This window comes from Cardiobacterium sp., assembly GCF_057314735.1.
The window spans coordinates 1-16,528 of record NZ_DBHKZK010000015.1; the positions used below are offsets into that span (position 1 = coordinate 1).

General features: G+C 61.5%; 10 protein-coding genes. 8 read left to right on the forward strand and 2 right to left on the reverse strand.

Annotated features, from left to right (window positions below):
- Positions 1-291 precede the first annotated feature (291 nt).
- Positions 292-1,728: a magnesium transporter gene (mgtE, locus tag ACO54Z_RS01605; RefSeq protein ID WP_485995438.1), complete on the forward strand. Its 1,437-nt coding sequence runs from the start codon at positions 292-294 to the stop codon at positions 1,726-1,728.
- A gap of 103 nt (positions 1,729-1,831) precedes the next feature.
- Here mgtE and ACO54Z_RS01610 read toward each other — a convergent pair whose 3' ends face one another.
- Positions 1,832-3,166, reverse strand: a complete 1,335-nt coding sequence (locus ACO54Z_RS01610) for a DEAD/DEAH box helicase (RefSeq protein WP_485995439.1) — start codon at positions 3,164-3,166, stop codon at positions 1,832-1,834.
- Positions 3,167-3,311: 145 nt separating this feature from the next.
- On the opposite strand from ACO54Z_RS01610, the gene ACO54Z_RS01615 reads away from it, so the two are divergent.
- From ACO54Z_RS01615 to ACO54Z_RS01645, 7 genes are all read left to right on the forward strand, one after another.
- A complete protein-coding gene (locus ACO54Z_RS01615) occupies positions 3,312-3,548 on the forward strand; it encodes a hypothetical protein (RefSeq protein WP_298078690.1) in 237 nt (78 codons plus the stop codon).
- A gap of 17 nt (positions 3,549-3,565) precedes the next feature.
- Positions 3,566-4,408, forward strand: a complete 843-nt coding sequence (metF, locus tag ACO54Z_RS01620) for a methylenetetrahydrofolate reductase [NAD(P)H] (RefSeq protein WP_485995440.1) — start codon at positions 3,566-3,568, stop codon at positions 4,406-4,408.
- Positions 4,384-5,943, forward strand: a complete 1,560-nt coding sequence (murJ, locus tag ACO54Z_RS01625) for a murein biosynthesis integral membrane protein MurJ (RefSeq protein WP_485995441.1) — start codon at positions 4,384-4,386, stop codon at positions 5,941-5,943. Before metF ends, murJ begins: the two co-directional genes overlap by 25 nt.
- A gap of 4 nt (positions 5,944-5,947) precedes the next feature.
- Positions 5,948-7,849: an autotransporter assembly complex protein TamA gene (locus ACO54Z_RS01630; RefSeq protein WP_485995442.1), complete on the forward strand. Its 1,902-nt coding sequence runs from the start codon at positions 5,948-5,950 to the stop codon at positions 7,847-7,849.
- Positions 7,846-11,970: a translocation/assembly module TamB domain-containing protein gene (locus ACO54Z_RS01635; protein WP_485995443.1), complete on the forward strand. Its 4,125-nt coding sequence runs from the start codon at positions 7,846-7,848 to the stop codon at positions 11,968-11,970. Before ACO54Z_RS01630 ends, ACO54Z_RS01635 begins: the two co-directional genes overlap by 4 nt.
- A 296-nt stretch (positions 11,971-12,266) precedes the next feature.
- Positions 12,267-13,205: a transferrin-binding protein-like solute binding protein gene (locus ACO54Z_RS01640; protein ID WP_485995444.1), complete on the forward strand. Its 939-nt coding sequence runs from the start codon at positions 12,267-12,269 to the stop codon at positions 13,203-13,205.
- 79 nt (positions 13,206-13,284) lie between these two features.
- On the forward strand, positions 13,285-15,183 hold the full coding sequence (locus ACO54Z_RS01645) for an ATP-binding cassette domain-containing protein (RefSeq protein WP_485995445.1): 1,899 nt from the start codon (positions 13,285-13,287) through the stop codon (positions 15,181-15,183).
- A 15-nt stretch (positions 15,184-15,198) separates the two neighbouring features.
- On the opposite strand, the gene ACO54Z_RS01650 is transcribed toward ACO54Z_RS01645, so the two are convergent.
- Entirely contained in the window at positions 15,199-16,494 is a 1,296-nt protein-coding gene (locus ACO54Z_RS01650; protein ID WP_485995446.1) for a TRAM domain-containing protein, read from the reverse strand.
- Between the last annotated feature and the right edge of the window lie 34 nt (positions 16,495-16,528).

The following is a 16,528-nucleotide window of genomic DNA, read 5'->3' on the forward strand; positions in this document are numbered from 1 at the left end:
GCGCCTGGATCGAAACCAACGGCGACCACGCCGACAACCTCGACGCCTTCAGCGGCGAAGCGGTGCTGTCGGCATAAGCTGCTATTTACATACACGATCCCCGCTATCGTGTATGTAAATAGCAGGATGGGCCTTGACCCACCATGACGGAACACGCGGCTTTAACGGTGGGGCAAGCCCCACCCTACAACCGAAGCCGCTCGCTATTTATAGCCGCCCTGCCCTGCCCCCATGCAAAGCGTGTAAAATCCGCCTCCTTTTTATGTACGCCCAAGCGCAAGGAGAACGACCATGACCGAAGACACCGCCCCCGACGCAGCCCTGCGCGAACGCCCCTCCGCCGATATCGAGCTGATTCACCGCCTGGTGCATGACCTGATGCCCGCCGCTGAACACATCATGGCGGGCGGTGAGCCGGACGACCCCGCGCAGCGGCTAGCATTCGCCGACCTGCGCCTGCTGCTGGAAGAGCTGCACCCGGCGGACGTCGCCGACATCCTCGAATCGCTGCCGCAGGAAGAGCGGATGCTGGTCTGGCATCTGGCAACGCCGGAAGAAGACGGCGAAGTCTTGCTGGAAGTTTCGGACGCGGTGCGCGAAAGCCTGATTGACGCGATGGACCGCGAAGAGCTGCTCGCCGCCGTCGATGATCTGGATGCGGACGAACTGGCGGAGCTTGCCGACGACCTGCCGCAGGAAATCGTCGATGAAGCCTTGAGCGCGCGCGATGCCGAGGAGCGGGCGCAGGTCGATGCGGCGCGTTCCTACGACGATCACCAGGTCGGCGCCATCATGGACTTCGAGATGGTCAGCATCCGCGCCGATGTCACCTGCGAAGTGGTGCTGCGCTACCTGCGCCGCTTCGACAGCTTGCCGGATCACACCGACAAAATCTTCGTCGTCGATGAAGAAGACGTGCTGCGCGGCGTGCTGCCCATCCGCAAGCTGCTGGTGTCCGACCCGGACGACCGCGTCGAAGACGTGATGATCAAAAAAGACGTGGTGCGCTTCTCCCCGGAAGATGACGTTGAGGAAGCGGCGCAGGCGTTCGAGCGCTACGACCTCGTCACCGCGCCGGTGGTCGATGGCGAAAAGCACCTCATTGGCCGCATTACTATTGACGAAATCGTGGACGTCATCCGCGAAGAATCCGACGCCGATATGCGCAACATGGCCGGTTTGCAGGAAGAAGAAGACCTGTTCGCGCCGGTGTGGGATTCGGTGAAAAACCGCTGGGTGTGGCTCGCCATCAACCTCTGCACTGCCTTCGTCGCCAGCCGCGTCATCGGCGTCTTTTCCGGTTCAATAGAAAAAATCGTGGCGCTGGCCGCGCTGATGCCGATCGTCGCCGGTATTGGCGGCAATTCCGGCAACCAGACCATCACCATGATCGTGCGCGCGCTGGCAATGGGGCAGCTTTCCACCGCACAAGCCGGACGTTTGCTGAAAAAAGAAATCGGCGTGGCGCTGGTCAACGGCGTCATCTGGGGCAGCGTGATGGGGCTGATTTCCTGGATACTCTACGGCAGCGTCGGCATCGGCCTCGTCATGGTGGCGGCGATGACGCTCAACCTGCTGCTGGCGGCGACCGTCGGCGTACTCATCCCGGTGATGATGGAGAAATTCGGCAAAGACCCGGCGCTAGGCAGCTCGGTGATGATTACCGCCGTCACCGATTCCGGTGGTTTCCTCATCTTTCTCGGCCTGGCAACGCTGTTTTTACTATAGCCGTCCACCGAAAGTTTCAGACAAGGCGCCCGCCTGACCGGGCTTTGTGAGGATTGCCATAAAAAACCGCGCTTCGGCGCGGTTCTTCTTTTTGGGTAACAGCTTACTGATTGCCGTTGGGTTCGTAGTTGCCGCCTTTGTGGCGCGGGGTTCGGCGGCGGTGGCTTTCCGGTTTGTTGCCGCGTGGCTGGCGGTTGCCGTTGCGCGCGAAGCGTTCGGCTTTTTGTTCGTTGAGCGCTTGCAGCGCCTCGTCGCTCGGCGGGATGACGTCGGCGAGCAGGTCTTCGTCCAGCGGTGTCACCGGCAGTTTGTTGTGGATGTAGTGTTCGATTTCCGGCAGCGAGTAAACGTATTCTTCGCAGGCGAAGCTGATGGCGGTGCCGGAGGCGCCCGCGCGGGCGGTGCGGCCGATGCGGTGGACGTAGTCTTCGGCGACTTGCGGCAGATCGTAGTTGAAGACGTGGGTGATGTCCGGGATGTGCAGGCCGCGCGCGGCGACGTCGGTCGCAACGACGATGTTTACCGCGCCGCTCTGGAAGTCCTTGATGATTTTTTCGCGTTTTTTCTGCGGGATGTCGCCGGAGAGGGCGGCGTTGGGGTAGCCGTTCGCTTCCAGCACGATGGAGAGGCGCTCAAGGTCGCGTTTGGTGTTGAGGAAGATCATGCTGCGCGCCGGTTTGTCGCGGTTCAAAAGGCCGATAAGCAGCGGCGTTTTTTCGTGGCGCGCGGTGTGGTAGAGGATTTGGGTGATGTTGTCGGCGGTGGCGTGTTCGCTTTCGATGCTGACGGTTTCCGGCGCGTTGAAGTATTCGTAGGCGAGTTCCTGCACTTTTTGTGCCATCGTCGCCGAGAACAAAAGGTTCAGGCGTTCGTGCGCGGGCGGCATTTGCCGCAGGAGGTAGCGCACGTCGTCGATGAAGCCGAGGTCAAACATCCGGTCGGCTTCGTCCAGTACGCATACTTCGATGTTTTTCAGGCGGATGACTTTTTGTTTGTAAAGGTCGATGATGCGCCCCGGTGTGCCGATGATGATGTCTATCGGCGCGTTTTCGAGCAGGTTGCGCTGGTGTTCCATGCTGACGCCGCCGTAGATGGCAAGGCTGTTCAGCCCGGTGTAGGCGCCGATTTGGTCGGCGTCTTTTTTGATTTGTACGGCGAGCTCGCGCGTCGGTGCCAGCACGATTGCCCACGGCCCTTTGGCTTTGGGGTGGACGGGGTTGGTGAGCAGGTAGTGGTAGAGGGAGATGAGGAAGGCAGCGGTTTTGCCGGTTCCGGTCTGCGCCAGTCCCATCACGTCGTGGCCGCTTAAGGTCAGCGGCAGGGTTTTTTCTTGTATCGGCGTGGTGTGGGTGAGGCGGTTGTCTTCCAGCGCTTCTTGTATGGCCGCATGGATGGGCAGGCTGCTGAAAGCGGTCGCGGTGGTGTGGTTTTCTGCCATGTAGTCTCTCTGTTTTTTAAGGTTTTTGGTGCGCGGATTATACCATTTTTTCATTTTCCGGCGCGTCGCGCCCGCGCTACACGCGGCGGAGCCGCTCTGCTATACTGCGCCGCCGTAATTTTCTTTTCCGGTCAGGCTTTGTTTCATGAACAGATTGTTGTTTTTTGTGTTGTTTCCGCTCCTGTTGCAGGGTTGTTCCCTGTTTCGCAGCGAGCAGCGTCTTTATGAGGTGAAGATGATGGCGGGCGATGTGCTTTATGCCACGAGTTCTCCGAAAAAGGATGCCAAGGGTTTTTATCGTTTTAGTGATGTGAACGGGCGCGATTATAAGGTCAAGGATAATTTGATTCTTTATATCAAACCGGCCAAGTTCAAGCGTTAATTCTTAAGGAGTGTTTTGTGTCTGTTGGCAGGGTTCCGCTCAGTTGCGAGTTTTTTCCGACGGCGACGCCGGAGGGCGCGGAAAAGTTGGCGGCGGTGCGCCGTGAGCTTTCGTATTTGCAGTGCGAGTATTATTCGGTGACTTACGGCGCGGGCGGCAGTACGCGCGACCGCACGATGAATCTGGTGGCGCGGCTGGTCGCGGAGAATGGCCCACCGGTGATGCCGCATTTGACTTGTGTTGCTTCCACCGAGGCGGAGATTCACGCGCTGCTCGATGAATATCAGCAGTTGGGGATTTACCGGCTGATGGCATTGCGCGGCGATATGCCTTCCGGTGCATTTGAGAATGCGGGTTTTTCGACCGCCAAACATTTGGTCGCTTATGTGCGCGAGTTGTGGGGCGAGAAAGCGCGGATTTTTGTCGCCGCCTATCCTGAGGTGCATCCGCGCGCGCATACGCCCGCCGAGGATTTGCGTGCTTTTCACGAGAAGGTGCAGGCGGGCGCGACCGATGCCGTCACCCAGTATTTTTTTAATGTCGAGGCGTTTTTGCGTTTCCGCGATGATGCGCTGGCGCTCGGTATTGATATTCCGATTGTGCCGGGCATTATGCCCATCAGCAATTTCACCCAATTGAGCCGGTTTTCGGACGCCTGCGGTGCGGAAATCCCGCGCTGGCTGCGCAAGCGGTTGGAGGCGTTGCAGGATGATTTGCCCGCGCTCTGCGATTATGGCGCCGATGTGGTCGCCGGTATTTGTGAGCGGCTGATTGCCGAAGGCGTGCCATCGCTGCATTTTTACAGTATGAACCGTGCCGATTTGATTGGCGCGTTGTGTGCGCGTCTGGGCTGGTGCTGATGGCCTCGCTCGGTCGTTCGTCTGCCGTGTTCGCCGCGATGACGCTACTCTCGCGCGTCCTCGGACTGGTGCGCGATATGCTGGTCGCGCGCTATTTTGACGTCGCCGTTACCGATGCCTTTTACGCCGCGCTGCGCATTCCCAACACGCTGCGCCGCTTTTTCGCCGAAGGCAGTTTTGCCAACGCTTTCGTCCCTGTCTTCTCCGCCACCCGCACCGAACACCCGGAGCAACTGAAGGATTTGTTGCGCCATACCAGCGGCACCCTGCTCGGCATTTTGCTGGCGATTACCGCCGTTGGCGTGCTATTTTCCGGCGCGATTATCACCCTGGTGGCGAGCGGCCTCGGCGAGCGCCCCGACCAGTTCATCCTCGCCAGCGATATGCTGCGCATCATGTTTCCCTACATCCTGCTGATTTCGCTGACGGCGATGGCGGGCGGCGTGCTTAACACCTTCGGCCAGTTCGGCATTCCGGCGCTGACCCCGGTGCTGCTCAATATCACCCTGATTACAGCCGCCTGCTGGCGGCATTACCACGGCGCGCCTGCCGAAGGACTGTATGGCATGGAGCTCGCTTGGGCGGTGTTTTTGGGCGGCGTGGCGCAACTGGCACTGCAACTGCCGTTTCTCTATAAATGCGGGATGCTGCTGCGCCCACGCTGGGGTTGGCAACACAGCGGCGTGCGCCGCATCCTCAAACTGATGTTGCCGACGCTGTTCGGTTCCTCCGTCGGCCAACTGACCGTGCTGATTAACACCTATCTCGCCTCGTGGCTGGTCACGGGCAGCATCTCCTGGCTCTATTACTCCGACCGCCTGGTTGAACTGCCGGTCGGCCTGATTGGCGTTGCCCTCGGAACCGTCATCCTGCCGCGCCTGAGCGCACTGCGTGCCGCCGCCGATGACGGACAGTTTGTGCGCACGCTGGACTGGGCGTTGCGCTGGGGATTCCTTGTCGGCAGCGCTGCCGCCGTCGGCCTGATTGTCCTCGCGCCGTCCATCATCGCCGGACTCCTCTACGGTGGCCGCTTTGACGCGCACTACGTCGTCATGACCACCCTTAGCCTGCGCGCCTACGGCATCGGCGCACTCTTTCACATCATGGTGAAAGTCCTTGCCCCCGCTTTCTACGCCCGCCACGACAGCAAAACCCCGGTCAAGGCGGGCATCAGCGCGATGCTGCTCAACATCGCCTGCGCCCTCGTCCTGAGCCATTACCTCGCCCACGTCGGCCTTGCCGCCGCCAGCAGCATCGCCGCGCTCGCCAACATGAGCCTGCTTCTCTACTTCCTCCGCCGCGACGGCATCCGCCTGAAAACCGCCTCGCTCTGGTTCTTCCTGCGCGTGCTGCTTGCCAATGCCGCGCTCGCATCCATCCTCCTCTACCTGCAAGGCGACGTGGCCGACTGGCTCGGCAAAACCGCCTTCATGCGCCTGCGCGACCTGCTGCTGCTGGTTGGCGTAGGCGGCATGAGCTACCTCGCTGTCCTGCTCGCGCTCGGCCTGCGCTGGCGACAACTCCAACCGGGATGACACCATGCACCACAAACCGCTGCTAACCGCACTCTGCCTCGCCCTGCTCAGCCTGCACCTGACCGCCACCGGCGCAGACAAAAAAAACACCGCTGCCAAACCGGCCGCTGCGGCGGTCAAACGCGCTCCCGCCAAAGCGGCGCCCAAAGCCGCCACCGTCGCCAAACCCGCAGCAAAAACTGCGCCCAAACCCGCCCCGGCGCAGGCGGTGAGCGCTGCCCGCCTCGAAGGCAAAACCATCCGTAACATTGACATCCGTGGCATCCAGAACAGCACCCAGCGCGACAACGCCAAAGTCTATCTCTCGCTGGAAAAAGTCGCGGGCGAAAAAATCGACCAGCCCGACTACGTCCAGTACCTCATCGAAAACGGGCGCGAAGAAATCCGCCGCTCGCAACAGCCCTTCGGCTACTACCACACCCAGGTGGACGTGCGCCTTGAAGACGCCGCCGACGGCCTCAGCGTCATCTACACCGTGCACCAAAACGAACCGACCCGCCTCGGCCAGGTGAACATCCAGGTGACGGGCGAAGCCGAACGCGACGAAAAATTCCGCGAACTGCTCGCCGACAACCCGCTCAAATCCGGCTCGACGCTCGACCACAACACCTACGAAACCTACAAGGCACGCTTTGCCGCGCTCGCCAGCGCGCGCGGCTACTTTGACGGCGCCTTCCGCGAGCACAGTGTTCAGGTCAATCCCGACACCAACACTGCCGACGTCGCGCTCATCTACGACAGCGGCACGCGCTACACCTTTGAAAACGTCGAATTCAACGACGTGCCGCTCTCACCCGACCTCTTGCAACGCTTCGTCCAGTTCAAACCCGGCCAACCCTACCTCTCCTCCGACGTCGCCACCCTGCAACAGGATTTACAAGGCAGCGGCTACTTCGCTGAAGCGCTGCTTGGCGACGAACCCGACCGCGAGCGCAAAACCGTGCCCATCAAAGGCCAACTGACGATGGACGAAAACAAACACTACGTCCTCGGCGTCGGCTACTCCACCGACAGCGGCGTGCGCGGCAAATTTGAATTTGACCGCCGCTGGGTCAACGACCGTGGCCACCAGTTCAGCAGCAAACTCTACGCCTCCACCAAAGCGAGCAGCCTTGACACCCTCTACCGCATCCCGGCGGCGAACCCGGCGAGCGACTACTACTACCTCCGCCTCGGCGGCCACATCAAGCGCGACACCTACGACAGCCGCCGCATCTTCGGCGAAGGCGGCTACAACTACCGCACCGGCGACTGGGAGCACCGCTACGGCCTCGTCACCGCCTGGGAAAAATTCACCATCGGCCTCACCGACGGCAAAACCCTGCTCCTCTACCCGCAGGCGCAGTGGACCTACACCTCCACCAAAAACCGCCTCAACCCCAAAGACGGCTACCAGTTCCGCTTCGGCGTGCTGGGGGCGAGCAAAGCACTGCTCTCCGACGTCAACGTCGTGCAAACCAACCTCGACGCGCGCTACCTGCAAACCCTGGGCGAAAAAAGCCGCCTCGTCAGCCGCGCCGCCCTCGGCGGCACCTGGACCAACGACTTCGACCGCATCCCGCCAAGTATGCGCTACTTCGCCGGCGGCGACCGCACCATCCGTGGCTACACCTTTGAAAACATCGGCACCCGCGACGCGGGCGGCAACAACATCGGCGGCCGCTACCTTGCCGTCGGCAGCCTCGAATACGAATACTACTTCAAGCCCGAATGGGCGGCGGCGGCCTTTGTTGACGCGGGCGACGCCTACATCCACGACCCGAAAATCAAAGTGGGCGCGGGCGCGGGCGTACATTGGCAATCCCCGGTCGGCCCGATCAAACTCGACGTCGCACACGGTTTCGACAAAAAATACGGCGACAAAGTGCGGCTGCACATCAGCATCGGCGCGGAGCTTGACCTGTGAAGCCCGCGCGACTGGCGCGCGGCCTGTACAAAACCCTCAAATGGCTGTTCCTCGCCACCCTCATCCTCGCCCTCATCGCGGGCGGCACGCTCTACTGGCTGCTGGGCAGCGACAACGGCTACCACCGCCTGCCCGGCCTGATTAACCACCTCACCCCCTACACCCTCGAATACGACACGCTCGAAGGCCGCCTCCTCGGCGAACAGCGCTGGCACAACCTGCACCTCCACGGCGACGGCCTCGACATCCGCGCCGCCGAACTCCGCCTCAACCTGCGCGCGCGCGACCTGCTCTCCGGCGACATCAACCTCGACGCGCTCCAGCTCAAAGACGCGCAAATCACCCTGCCGCCCGCGAGCGATACTGCCGAACCGCCGCGCGACAGCACCCCGCCCGGCGCACTGCCGACCATCGACCTGCCCGTCGCCCTCGCGCTGCACAACATCACCCTCGACAACATCGCCCTGCAACAAAACGGCCAACCGCTCATCCACATCCACCACGCCGCGCTCGACGCCGACTACCGCGACAGCCGCCTCACCCTGCAAGGCACCCTCGACAGCGACAAAGGCAAAGCGAGCCTCGACGGCAGCGCCGAAACCCGTGGCGACTACCCGCTCACCCTTGCCCTTGACGCCGACACCCCGCTGCTCCCGCCCGCACAAAACCTGCAACTGCGCTGGCAACAAAGCCTGCTCAAACCACAACTGCGCCTCACCCTCAAAGGCGCCATCAGCGGCGACATCCAGCTTGACGGCGACCTCAGCCCCGACTTGCAACAACTCAACGCCAGCCTCGCCTGGCAAAACCTCGACTACAACCAGCACGAATACCAAAGCGCGAGCGGCAACCTCAGCCTCAAAGGCGGCCTCAGCGCGCTGCACGGCGAACTGCAAGCCGCCTTTGCCGGCAAAGACCTGCCGCCCGCGCAACTCACCCTCAACAGCGACTACGGCGACGGCAAACTCACCAACCTCGACCTCACCCTTGCCACCCTCGGCGGCAGCGCCCGCTTCCACGGCGACGCCAATTTCAGCGGCACGCCCGCCTGGCGCGGCACCCTCGACATCGCCAACATCAACGGCAAAAACTGGCGACCCGACCTCGACCTGCAACTGGACGGCCACATCCAGACCCACGGTGGCGACGGCCAGGCGCACCTCGCCATCGACCGCCTCAGCGGCCACTGGCAAAAACAACCCGTCAGCGGCCAGGGCAGCCTTGACTACGGCGCGGGCAAACTGAACCTCCACGACCTGCAACTACAACTGGCGGGCAACAGCGTCCGTGCCAACGGCAACGCCGACGCCGCCAGCGCCGCGCTTGACCTGCACATCGCCGCCCCGGCGCTCGACCGCCTGCTGCCCATCATCGGCGGCGACATCAACAGCGACATCCACATCAGCGGCAACCTGCTCCAGCCGCAACTGGACGGCACCCTCCGCTGGAAAAACCTGCGCGTCGGCGACCCGAAAAACCCCATCGTCGCCTCCAAACAAGGCAACGCCAGCGGCAAAGGCAAACCCGACCGCCTCGCCGTCACCATCGAAGGCGACGCGCGCGGCAAACACTTCCCGGCGCTCACCCTCAAAGGCGGCGGCACCCTCGACCCGCTGCACAACATCCGCGACATCACCCTCGACATCCACAGCCTGCAAGGCAGCCTGCACCTCACCGGCGAAAGCGGCTGGCTACCGCACGTCAGCTGGAACGCCAAAATAGATGCCAAAAACCTCCACCCCAACCAATGGGAACTGCTGAAAATGCTGGACGCCGAACTCAGCGCACAGCTTGCCAGCGCGGGCAGCGTCAAAAACGGCAAAGTCCAACTCAGCGCCGACATCGCCAACCTCAAAGGCCGCTGGCAAAAACAGCCGCTCAGCGGCCACGGCAACATCACCCTCGACGGCGACAAACTCGACATAAAGGCGCTCGAACTCAAGGCGGGCAACGACCGCCTCGTCGCCAGCGGCAAACTCGACGACAAAACCATCGCCCTTGACTACGACCTCGACAGCAAAAACCTCGCCGCCTACTACCCGCCGCTCAAAGGCAGCCTGACGGGCAAAGGCAAAATCAGCGGCAGCCTGCAAGCGCCGGAAATCCAGGGACAACTCACGGGCAAAAACCTCGCCTACGCCGACCACAAAATCACCAGCCTGCAAGCGAGCCTCGCCACCAGCCTGAAAAAAGGCGGGCGCTTTGCCAACCATATCGAACTGCAAGGCGTACAAAGCGCGGGACAAAACTGGAAAAACATCACCCTCAGCAGCGACGGCAGTTACGACCGCCACAGCCTCAACCTGCGCACCACGGGCGGCGACGCCAACCTGCAACTCGCCGCCAGCGGCGGCTTCAGCGCCCCAGACACCTGGAAAGGCGACATCACCAACCTGGACGTGAGCGGCTACCAAATGCAGTGGCGGCTGCGCCAACGCAGCGCGCTGCACATCGCGCCCAAACAAATCACCCTGCGCGACTTCTGTCTCGCCGACCAGTACAGCGGCCTCTGCCTCAACCTCAAACACGACCAACAAACCGAACTCGACTACCGCATCACCACCCTTGACCCGAAGAGCTTCGGCAAACTCATCCCCGCCAACATCCGCCTCAACACCACCCTGCAAGGTGAAGGCAAAATCACCCGCGCCGCGAACGGCCAACTGCGCGGCAACAGCGAACTGCACCTCACCCCCGGCACCCTCAACATCCAGCTCAAAGGCCAACCGCCACTCAACCTCACCCTGAAAACCGCACAACTGCGCAGCCGCTTCACCGACCGCCAGGCCGAAAACACCCTCGCCATCGACCTCGGCGACAGCGGCACCATCAATGGCCGCGCCCTCATCACCGACTACCAAAAACAGGCACTTGCCGGTGAAATCAAAATAAACATCCCGGACATCGGCAAATACCGCAACTTCGTCCCCAAAGCGAGCGAAATGCGTGGCCGCGTCAACGGCACCCTGCAAATCGGCGGCACCGCCAAAGCCCCCATCGCCAGCGGCGAGCTCCAACTGGACGGCGGCCTCATCAAAATCCCGCAATACGCGACCGAACTGAAAAACATCCGCCTCCGCCTCTCGGCGCACCGCAGCGGGCAAATCGACATCAACGGCGCCATCGGCACCCCGGACGGCAACCTTGACGCCAGCGGCGTGCTCCACCTCGCCCCGACCCGGCTTGACCTGCGCCTGGCGGGAAAAAACATGCTGATAGCGGATGCCAAAACCATGATGGTCAGCATCTCGCCCGACTTCCGCATCACCATCGACCCGGCGAGCGGCATCAACGTCCAGGGCAAAATCACCGTGCCGAAAGCCAACATCTCCGTCCCCGACATGAGCGGCGGCGTAGAAATCTCCGACGACGTCGTCATCCTCAACGAAGAAACCAAAAAAAAGCCGCTGGCGGCGGTCGAACCGCCGGTACCGCTTAACGCCAACATCGAAGTCATCCTCGGCGACAAAGTCTATTTCAAAAACAAAGACGTCAACATCCGCCTCAAAGGCGGCATCACCATCATCGAGCGGCCAAACCGCCCGCTGGCCGCGCGTGGTGCCATCGAAGTGGCGAGCGGCGTGTATGAACTCTACGGCCAGGAGCTGGACATCAAACGCGGCAAGGCGACCTTTGGCGGCGGCAGCATCACCAATCCGACCATCGACATCCTCGCGCTGCGCGACATCGACCGCAAAAACATCAAAGTCGGCGCCGCCGTCACCGGCAGCGTGGAGCGGCTGCAGCTCAAACTCACCTCGACGCCAAAAATGCCCGACTCCGCCATCCTCTCCTACCTCCTCTTTGGCCGCGCGCCGGACGGGACGATGGACAACGAAGCGCTGCTGCAAACCGCCGCCAGCCTGTCGCTGGGCGGCATCCTCCCCGGCGGCAACATCGGCAAAGAAACCGGGCTGGACGTCTTCGACCTCGGCGTCAGCGGCCTGAAAGCGGGCAAATACCTCGGCAAAGACATGTACGTCGGCCTGAAAAGCAACTTCTTCACAGGCGTCACCGAATTCATCGCCCGCTACCAGTTCACCGACCACCTCAACATCGAAGCGAGCGCACAGGCACAAGACCGCGCCGTTGACCTCATCTACGAACTGGAAAAAGACTGAACCCCCGTTCAAAATCCCGGTCATCCGCACAAATTTGAATGGTTGCGCCGGATTGTCCCCTCCCCCGCAGGGCGAAGCCCGCAGCGGGGGAGGGTTAGTGTGGGGGTGGGCGATATTTTTGATGAATTGACATTTGTTTTTCACGTTTTGCGATTCCCCCAAATATTGAACAGGTTCTGCCCCCCGCGCCGGGTGAAAAAATCCCCAACAAAAGCAGGCGATGCTAGAATGTGTACCGTTCCGTAATGAACGGTACGTCCTGAATACAGCAAACCAACGAACACACGGAGTTCACAATGAAAAACAGGAATTTACTGGCGCTGGCCATCCTGGGTGGCCTGCTCACCGCCTGCGGCGGCAGCGATGACAACAACAGCAACAACCCTTCCGACCCGAACGGCGAAAAACCGCTGCGCGGCCCGTCCCCCGGCCTGCAATACCAGCACTGGATTGACCCCACCGATACCGACGGCAGCCACGGCATTAGCGACAGCAATGGCAATCCCCAGGGCGGCAATAACAACGGGGGAAACAACAACGGGGGAAACAACAACGGCGGCAATAATAACGGAGGAAACAACAACGGCGGCAACAATAATGGCGGCAATAATAACGGAGGAAACAACAACGGCGGTAATAACGGCGGCAATAACAACAGATCGCCATCTTATAATGAAATAGAATTTAACGGAAAAATCATAACACTACTACCTCCCAATGTTCCGCCAGGTTCAGGAGACTATTATGAAAATAATGATGGCGCTTACCGGAAAATGATTGGTAACCAATTTGGCAACCTGATTTTTGGTGTTATTGTTGACAAGGCTAATGGCAATGCCCGTGCATTTACCCGTGACACCCGTGCAAACGCCTTGACCACCAATATGCCAACTACCGGCACCTTTGACTACGGTGGTACTGCCGTCCATTATGACGTCGCGCGTAAAGAATTCCTGAAAGGAACGGCCTTGATGAAAGTCGATTTCTCATCCGCAAAAAAACTGACCGGTGAAATTAACTTGCCCGGCAGAACCGATCCTGTTCGCCTCTCTGCCGATATCATCGGCAACCGTTTTAGTGGTTCTTCTGATAATCAGGTTGTTACCTCAGGCAGTTTCTATGGTGATGAAGCAACCGAAATGGGAGGTATTTACGGAAAAAACACCTCCAATCCGGATGTCAAGGAATTCATTGGCTCTTTTGGTGCCAAAAAACGTGCTCCGTTTGTGCCATAATTCATAACATCAATACTTGACTCTATACAGGATTGAATGCCCGCGCATTCAATCCTTTTCTTTTTCCAAACCGTCTCCCATGCTCGAACTCCAGCACATCACCCTCTCGCGCAACGGCGTGAACCTCATCGAAAACGCCGACGCCCGTATCCACCCCGGTCAGCGCGTCGGCCTCACCGGGCGCAACGGCAGCGGCAAATCGACCCTGCTCGCGCTCTTGCGCCACGAAATCGACGCCGACAGCGGCGACTACCGCCTGCCGCCGGACTGGCGCATCGCCAGCGTCGCCCAGGAAACGCCGTCGCTGCCCGACAGCGCGCTGGACTACGTCCTCGCCGGACACGCGCCCTATCAGGCAGCACTCGCTGCGATTGCCCAAGCCGAAGCCAGCGGCGACGGTCACGCCATCGCGCGGGCGCACGACCAGTTCGCCGCCTGCGACGGCTACGCCCAGCCAGCCCGCGCCGCCGAACTCTTGGACGGCCTCGGCTTCCCGCCGGACGAGCAACACCGCGCCGTTGCCAGCTACTCCGGCGGCTGGCGGATGCGGCTCAACCTCGCCCGCGCCCTCATCGCCCCGGCGGAGCTGCTGCTGTTAGACGAACCCACCAACCACCTCGACCTTGACGCTATCATCTGGTTGCAGGACTACCTCAAAACCCACCCGGCGACACAAATCATCATCGCCCACGACCGCGAATTTCTCGATGCCCTCTGCACCCGCATCCTCCACATCGAAAACCGCCAACTGCAAAGCTACACGGGCAACTACAGCGATTACGAACGACAAAACTACGAACAGCGCCTGCAAGCCGACGCCCAATACCAAAAACAGGCACGGCAGCGCGCCCACCTGCAAAGCTACATCGACCGCTTCCGTGCCAAGGCGACCAAGGCGCGCCAGGCACAAAGCCGCCTGAAAGCGCTGGAAAAACTCGACGCCGCGCCGCCACCGCCGCCCGAAACCGATTACCAGCTCGCCTTCCAGCCCGCCGAAAACCACCCCAACCCGGCACTCATCGCGCAAAAAGCCCGCCTCGGCTACGGCGACAAAACCATCCTGCAGGAAATCACCCTGCGCATCGCCGCCGACGCGCGCATCGGCATCCTTGGCCGCAACGGCGCGGGCAAAAGTACCCTGATGAAAGCGCTGGCGGGCGAACTGGCGCCGCTCTCCGGCAGCATCGAAGCGCACAAAAACACGCGCATCGGCTACTTTACCCAGCACCAGCTCGATGCCCTGCGCGGCGAACACGACCCCCTCTGGCATCTGCAACGCATCCTGCCGCAAGAAAGCGAACAACAGCACCGCAACCGCCTCGGCGGCTACGGCTTCCACGGCGACAAAGCGAGCGCCCCGGTCGGCCAATACTCCGGCGGCGAAAAAGCCCGCCTGGCGCTGGCGCTCATCATCGCCCAGCGCCCCAACCTCTTGCTGCTGGACGAACCGACCAACCACTTGGATCTGGCAATGCGCGACGCGCTGACGCTGGCGCTACAAAACTACGACGGGGCGATGCTCATCATCTCGCACGACCGCAGCCTGCTGCGCGTCGCCTGCGACGAATTCCGCCTTGTCGCCGACGGCAAACTGCAGCCGTTTGACGGCGACCTCGAAGACTACCACCGCTACCTCAATGCCAGCCGCCAGGCGGTGAACAACAGCGCCGCATCCCCCGCCAACAGTGGCGACAGCCGCCAGGAACAAAAACGGCGCGAAGCCGAACAGCGGCAACGCCTGCGCCCGCTGAAACAGGCGGTAGAAGCACAAGAAAAAACCATCGCCAAACTGGAAGCGGCGCTGGAGCAACACAAAGCCGCCCTTGCCGACCCCGCCCTGTACGAAGCGGAGAACAAAGAAAAGCTCAAAGAAACCCTTGCCGCACAAAGCGAGACGCAAAAAGCGCTCGATGCGGCGGAGGCGGCGTGGATGGAAGCGGCAGAAGCGTTGCAAGCAGCGGAACAACATCCGGGCTGACCATGACGCGGCGAACTAGTCACGCACAAACACCGCGAGACTTTCCACGTGCGCCGTCTGCGCGAACATATGCAGCAGCCGGCCACTTTCCATGCGGTAGCCTTTTTGGGTGAGGATGGCGGCGTCGCGGGCGAGGGTGCCGGGATTGCAGGAAACGTAAACGATGCGCGCCGGTGCGTGTTTCGTGTCCAGCGCTGCGCATAGCGCCTGCGCCCCGGCACGCGGCGGGTCCAGCAACCAGCGCCCTGCCCTGCCCCACCCTTGCAGTTGTTTTGGCGTGACGGCAAAGAGGTCGGCGCGACGGAACTGGCAGCGGTCGGCAAGCCCCTGTGCGGCGGCGTTGGCATTCGCACGCGCAACCATTTCCTCCACGCCTTCCAGCCCCAGCACTTCCGCGCCGCTTTGTGCGAGCGGCAGGCTGAAATTGCCGAGGCCGCAGAAGAAATCCAGCACCCGTTCGCCTGGCTGGAAGTCCAGTGCGGCGAGCGCGATGGCGACCAGTTCGCGGTTGAGTGCCTTGTTCACCTGGGTGAAATCGTCCGGCGCGTAAGGCAGGGTGAGGTCGTAAGCGGGCAAGGCGTAGGCAAGTGGCGGCGCGGCGGCGGGATGTTTGGTGACGCGGTCGCGCCCGCTTTGCAGCCAGATTTGCCACGGTTGCGCTGCAGTTTCGTTCCAGCGGGCGGCAGTTGCGGCGACGAGGCGGTCGCCAATGGCGTCTTGCAGGCGGATGCGCAACACGGTCACGCCGTCGCCTTCGCTAATATCCACGCCGTGAATGGCGGTCTGTTGCGCGAGTTGGCGGCACAGGGCGCGGATGTCGGGCAGACGGGCAGAAATCGCCTGCGGCAGGGTGAGGCAACGCTCAATATTGACCACGCGCGCCGAGGCGCGACCGCGGAAGCCAAGCACCTGGCGGGCATCGTCCCAGGCGAGGCGGGCACGCGAGCGGTAATGCCAGGGCTCGCCGCTGATGGCGGGCAGGGCGCGCGTCGGCGCGGTTTTGCCGATGCGGGCGAGTTGCTCCAGCCAGACGCTTTCTTTGAGGCGATGTTGCGCGGTATCGCTCGCGTGTTGCAGCGCGCAACCGCCGCAGTCGTCGTAATGGGTGCAGGCGGGAACGATGCGGTCGGGCGAGGGGGTAAGAATTTGTACGGTTTCGGCTTCGAGAAAGCGTTTTTTGTCGGCGGTAATGCGGGCGACAACGCGCTCGCCGGGCAGGGCGCCGCTGACAAAGGTGGTTTTGCCGTCGCATCGCGCAACGCCGCGGGCGTTGTAGTCGAAGCCGTCAATGTCAAGGGTAAGCGTTTTCATGGCGGGCAAAATTAAAGCCCCGTTGGCACGGGGC

What these genes read in the sequence shown, in the direction of transcription:
- ACO54Z_RS01630 (WP_485995442.1), top strand. Translation starts at nt 5,948, where the DNA reads ATGCACCACAAACCGCTGCTAACCGCACTCTGCCTCGCCCTGCTCAGC.
- ACO54Z_RS01650 (WP_485995446.1), bottom strand. Translation starts at nt 16,494, where the DNA reads ATGAAAACGCTTACCCTTGACATTGACGGCTTCGACTACAACGCCCGC.
- ACO54Z_RS01610 (WP_485995439.1), bottom strand. Translation starts at nt 3,166, where the DNA reads ATGGCAGAAAACCACACCACCGCGACCGCTTTCAGCAGCCTGCCCATC.
- ACO54Z_RS01615 (WP_298078690.1), top strand. Translation starts at nt 3,312, where the DNA reads ATGAACAGATTGTTGTTTTTTGTGTTGTTTCCGCTCCTGTTGCAGGGT.
- ACO54Z_RS01645 (WP_485995445.1), top strand. Translation starts at nt 13,285, where the DNA reads ATGCTCGAACTCCAGCACATCACCCTCTCGCGCAACGGCGTGAACCTC.
- mgtE (WP_485995438.1), top strand. Translation starts at nt 292, where the DNA reads ATGACCGAAGACACCGCCCCCGACGCAGCCCTGCGCGAACGCCCCTCC.
- ACO54Z_RS01640 (WP_485995444.1), top strand. Translation starts at nt 12,267, where the DNA reads ATGAAAAACAGGAATTTACTGGCGCTGGCCATCCTGGGTGGCCTGCTC.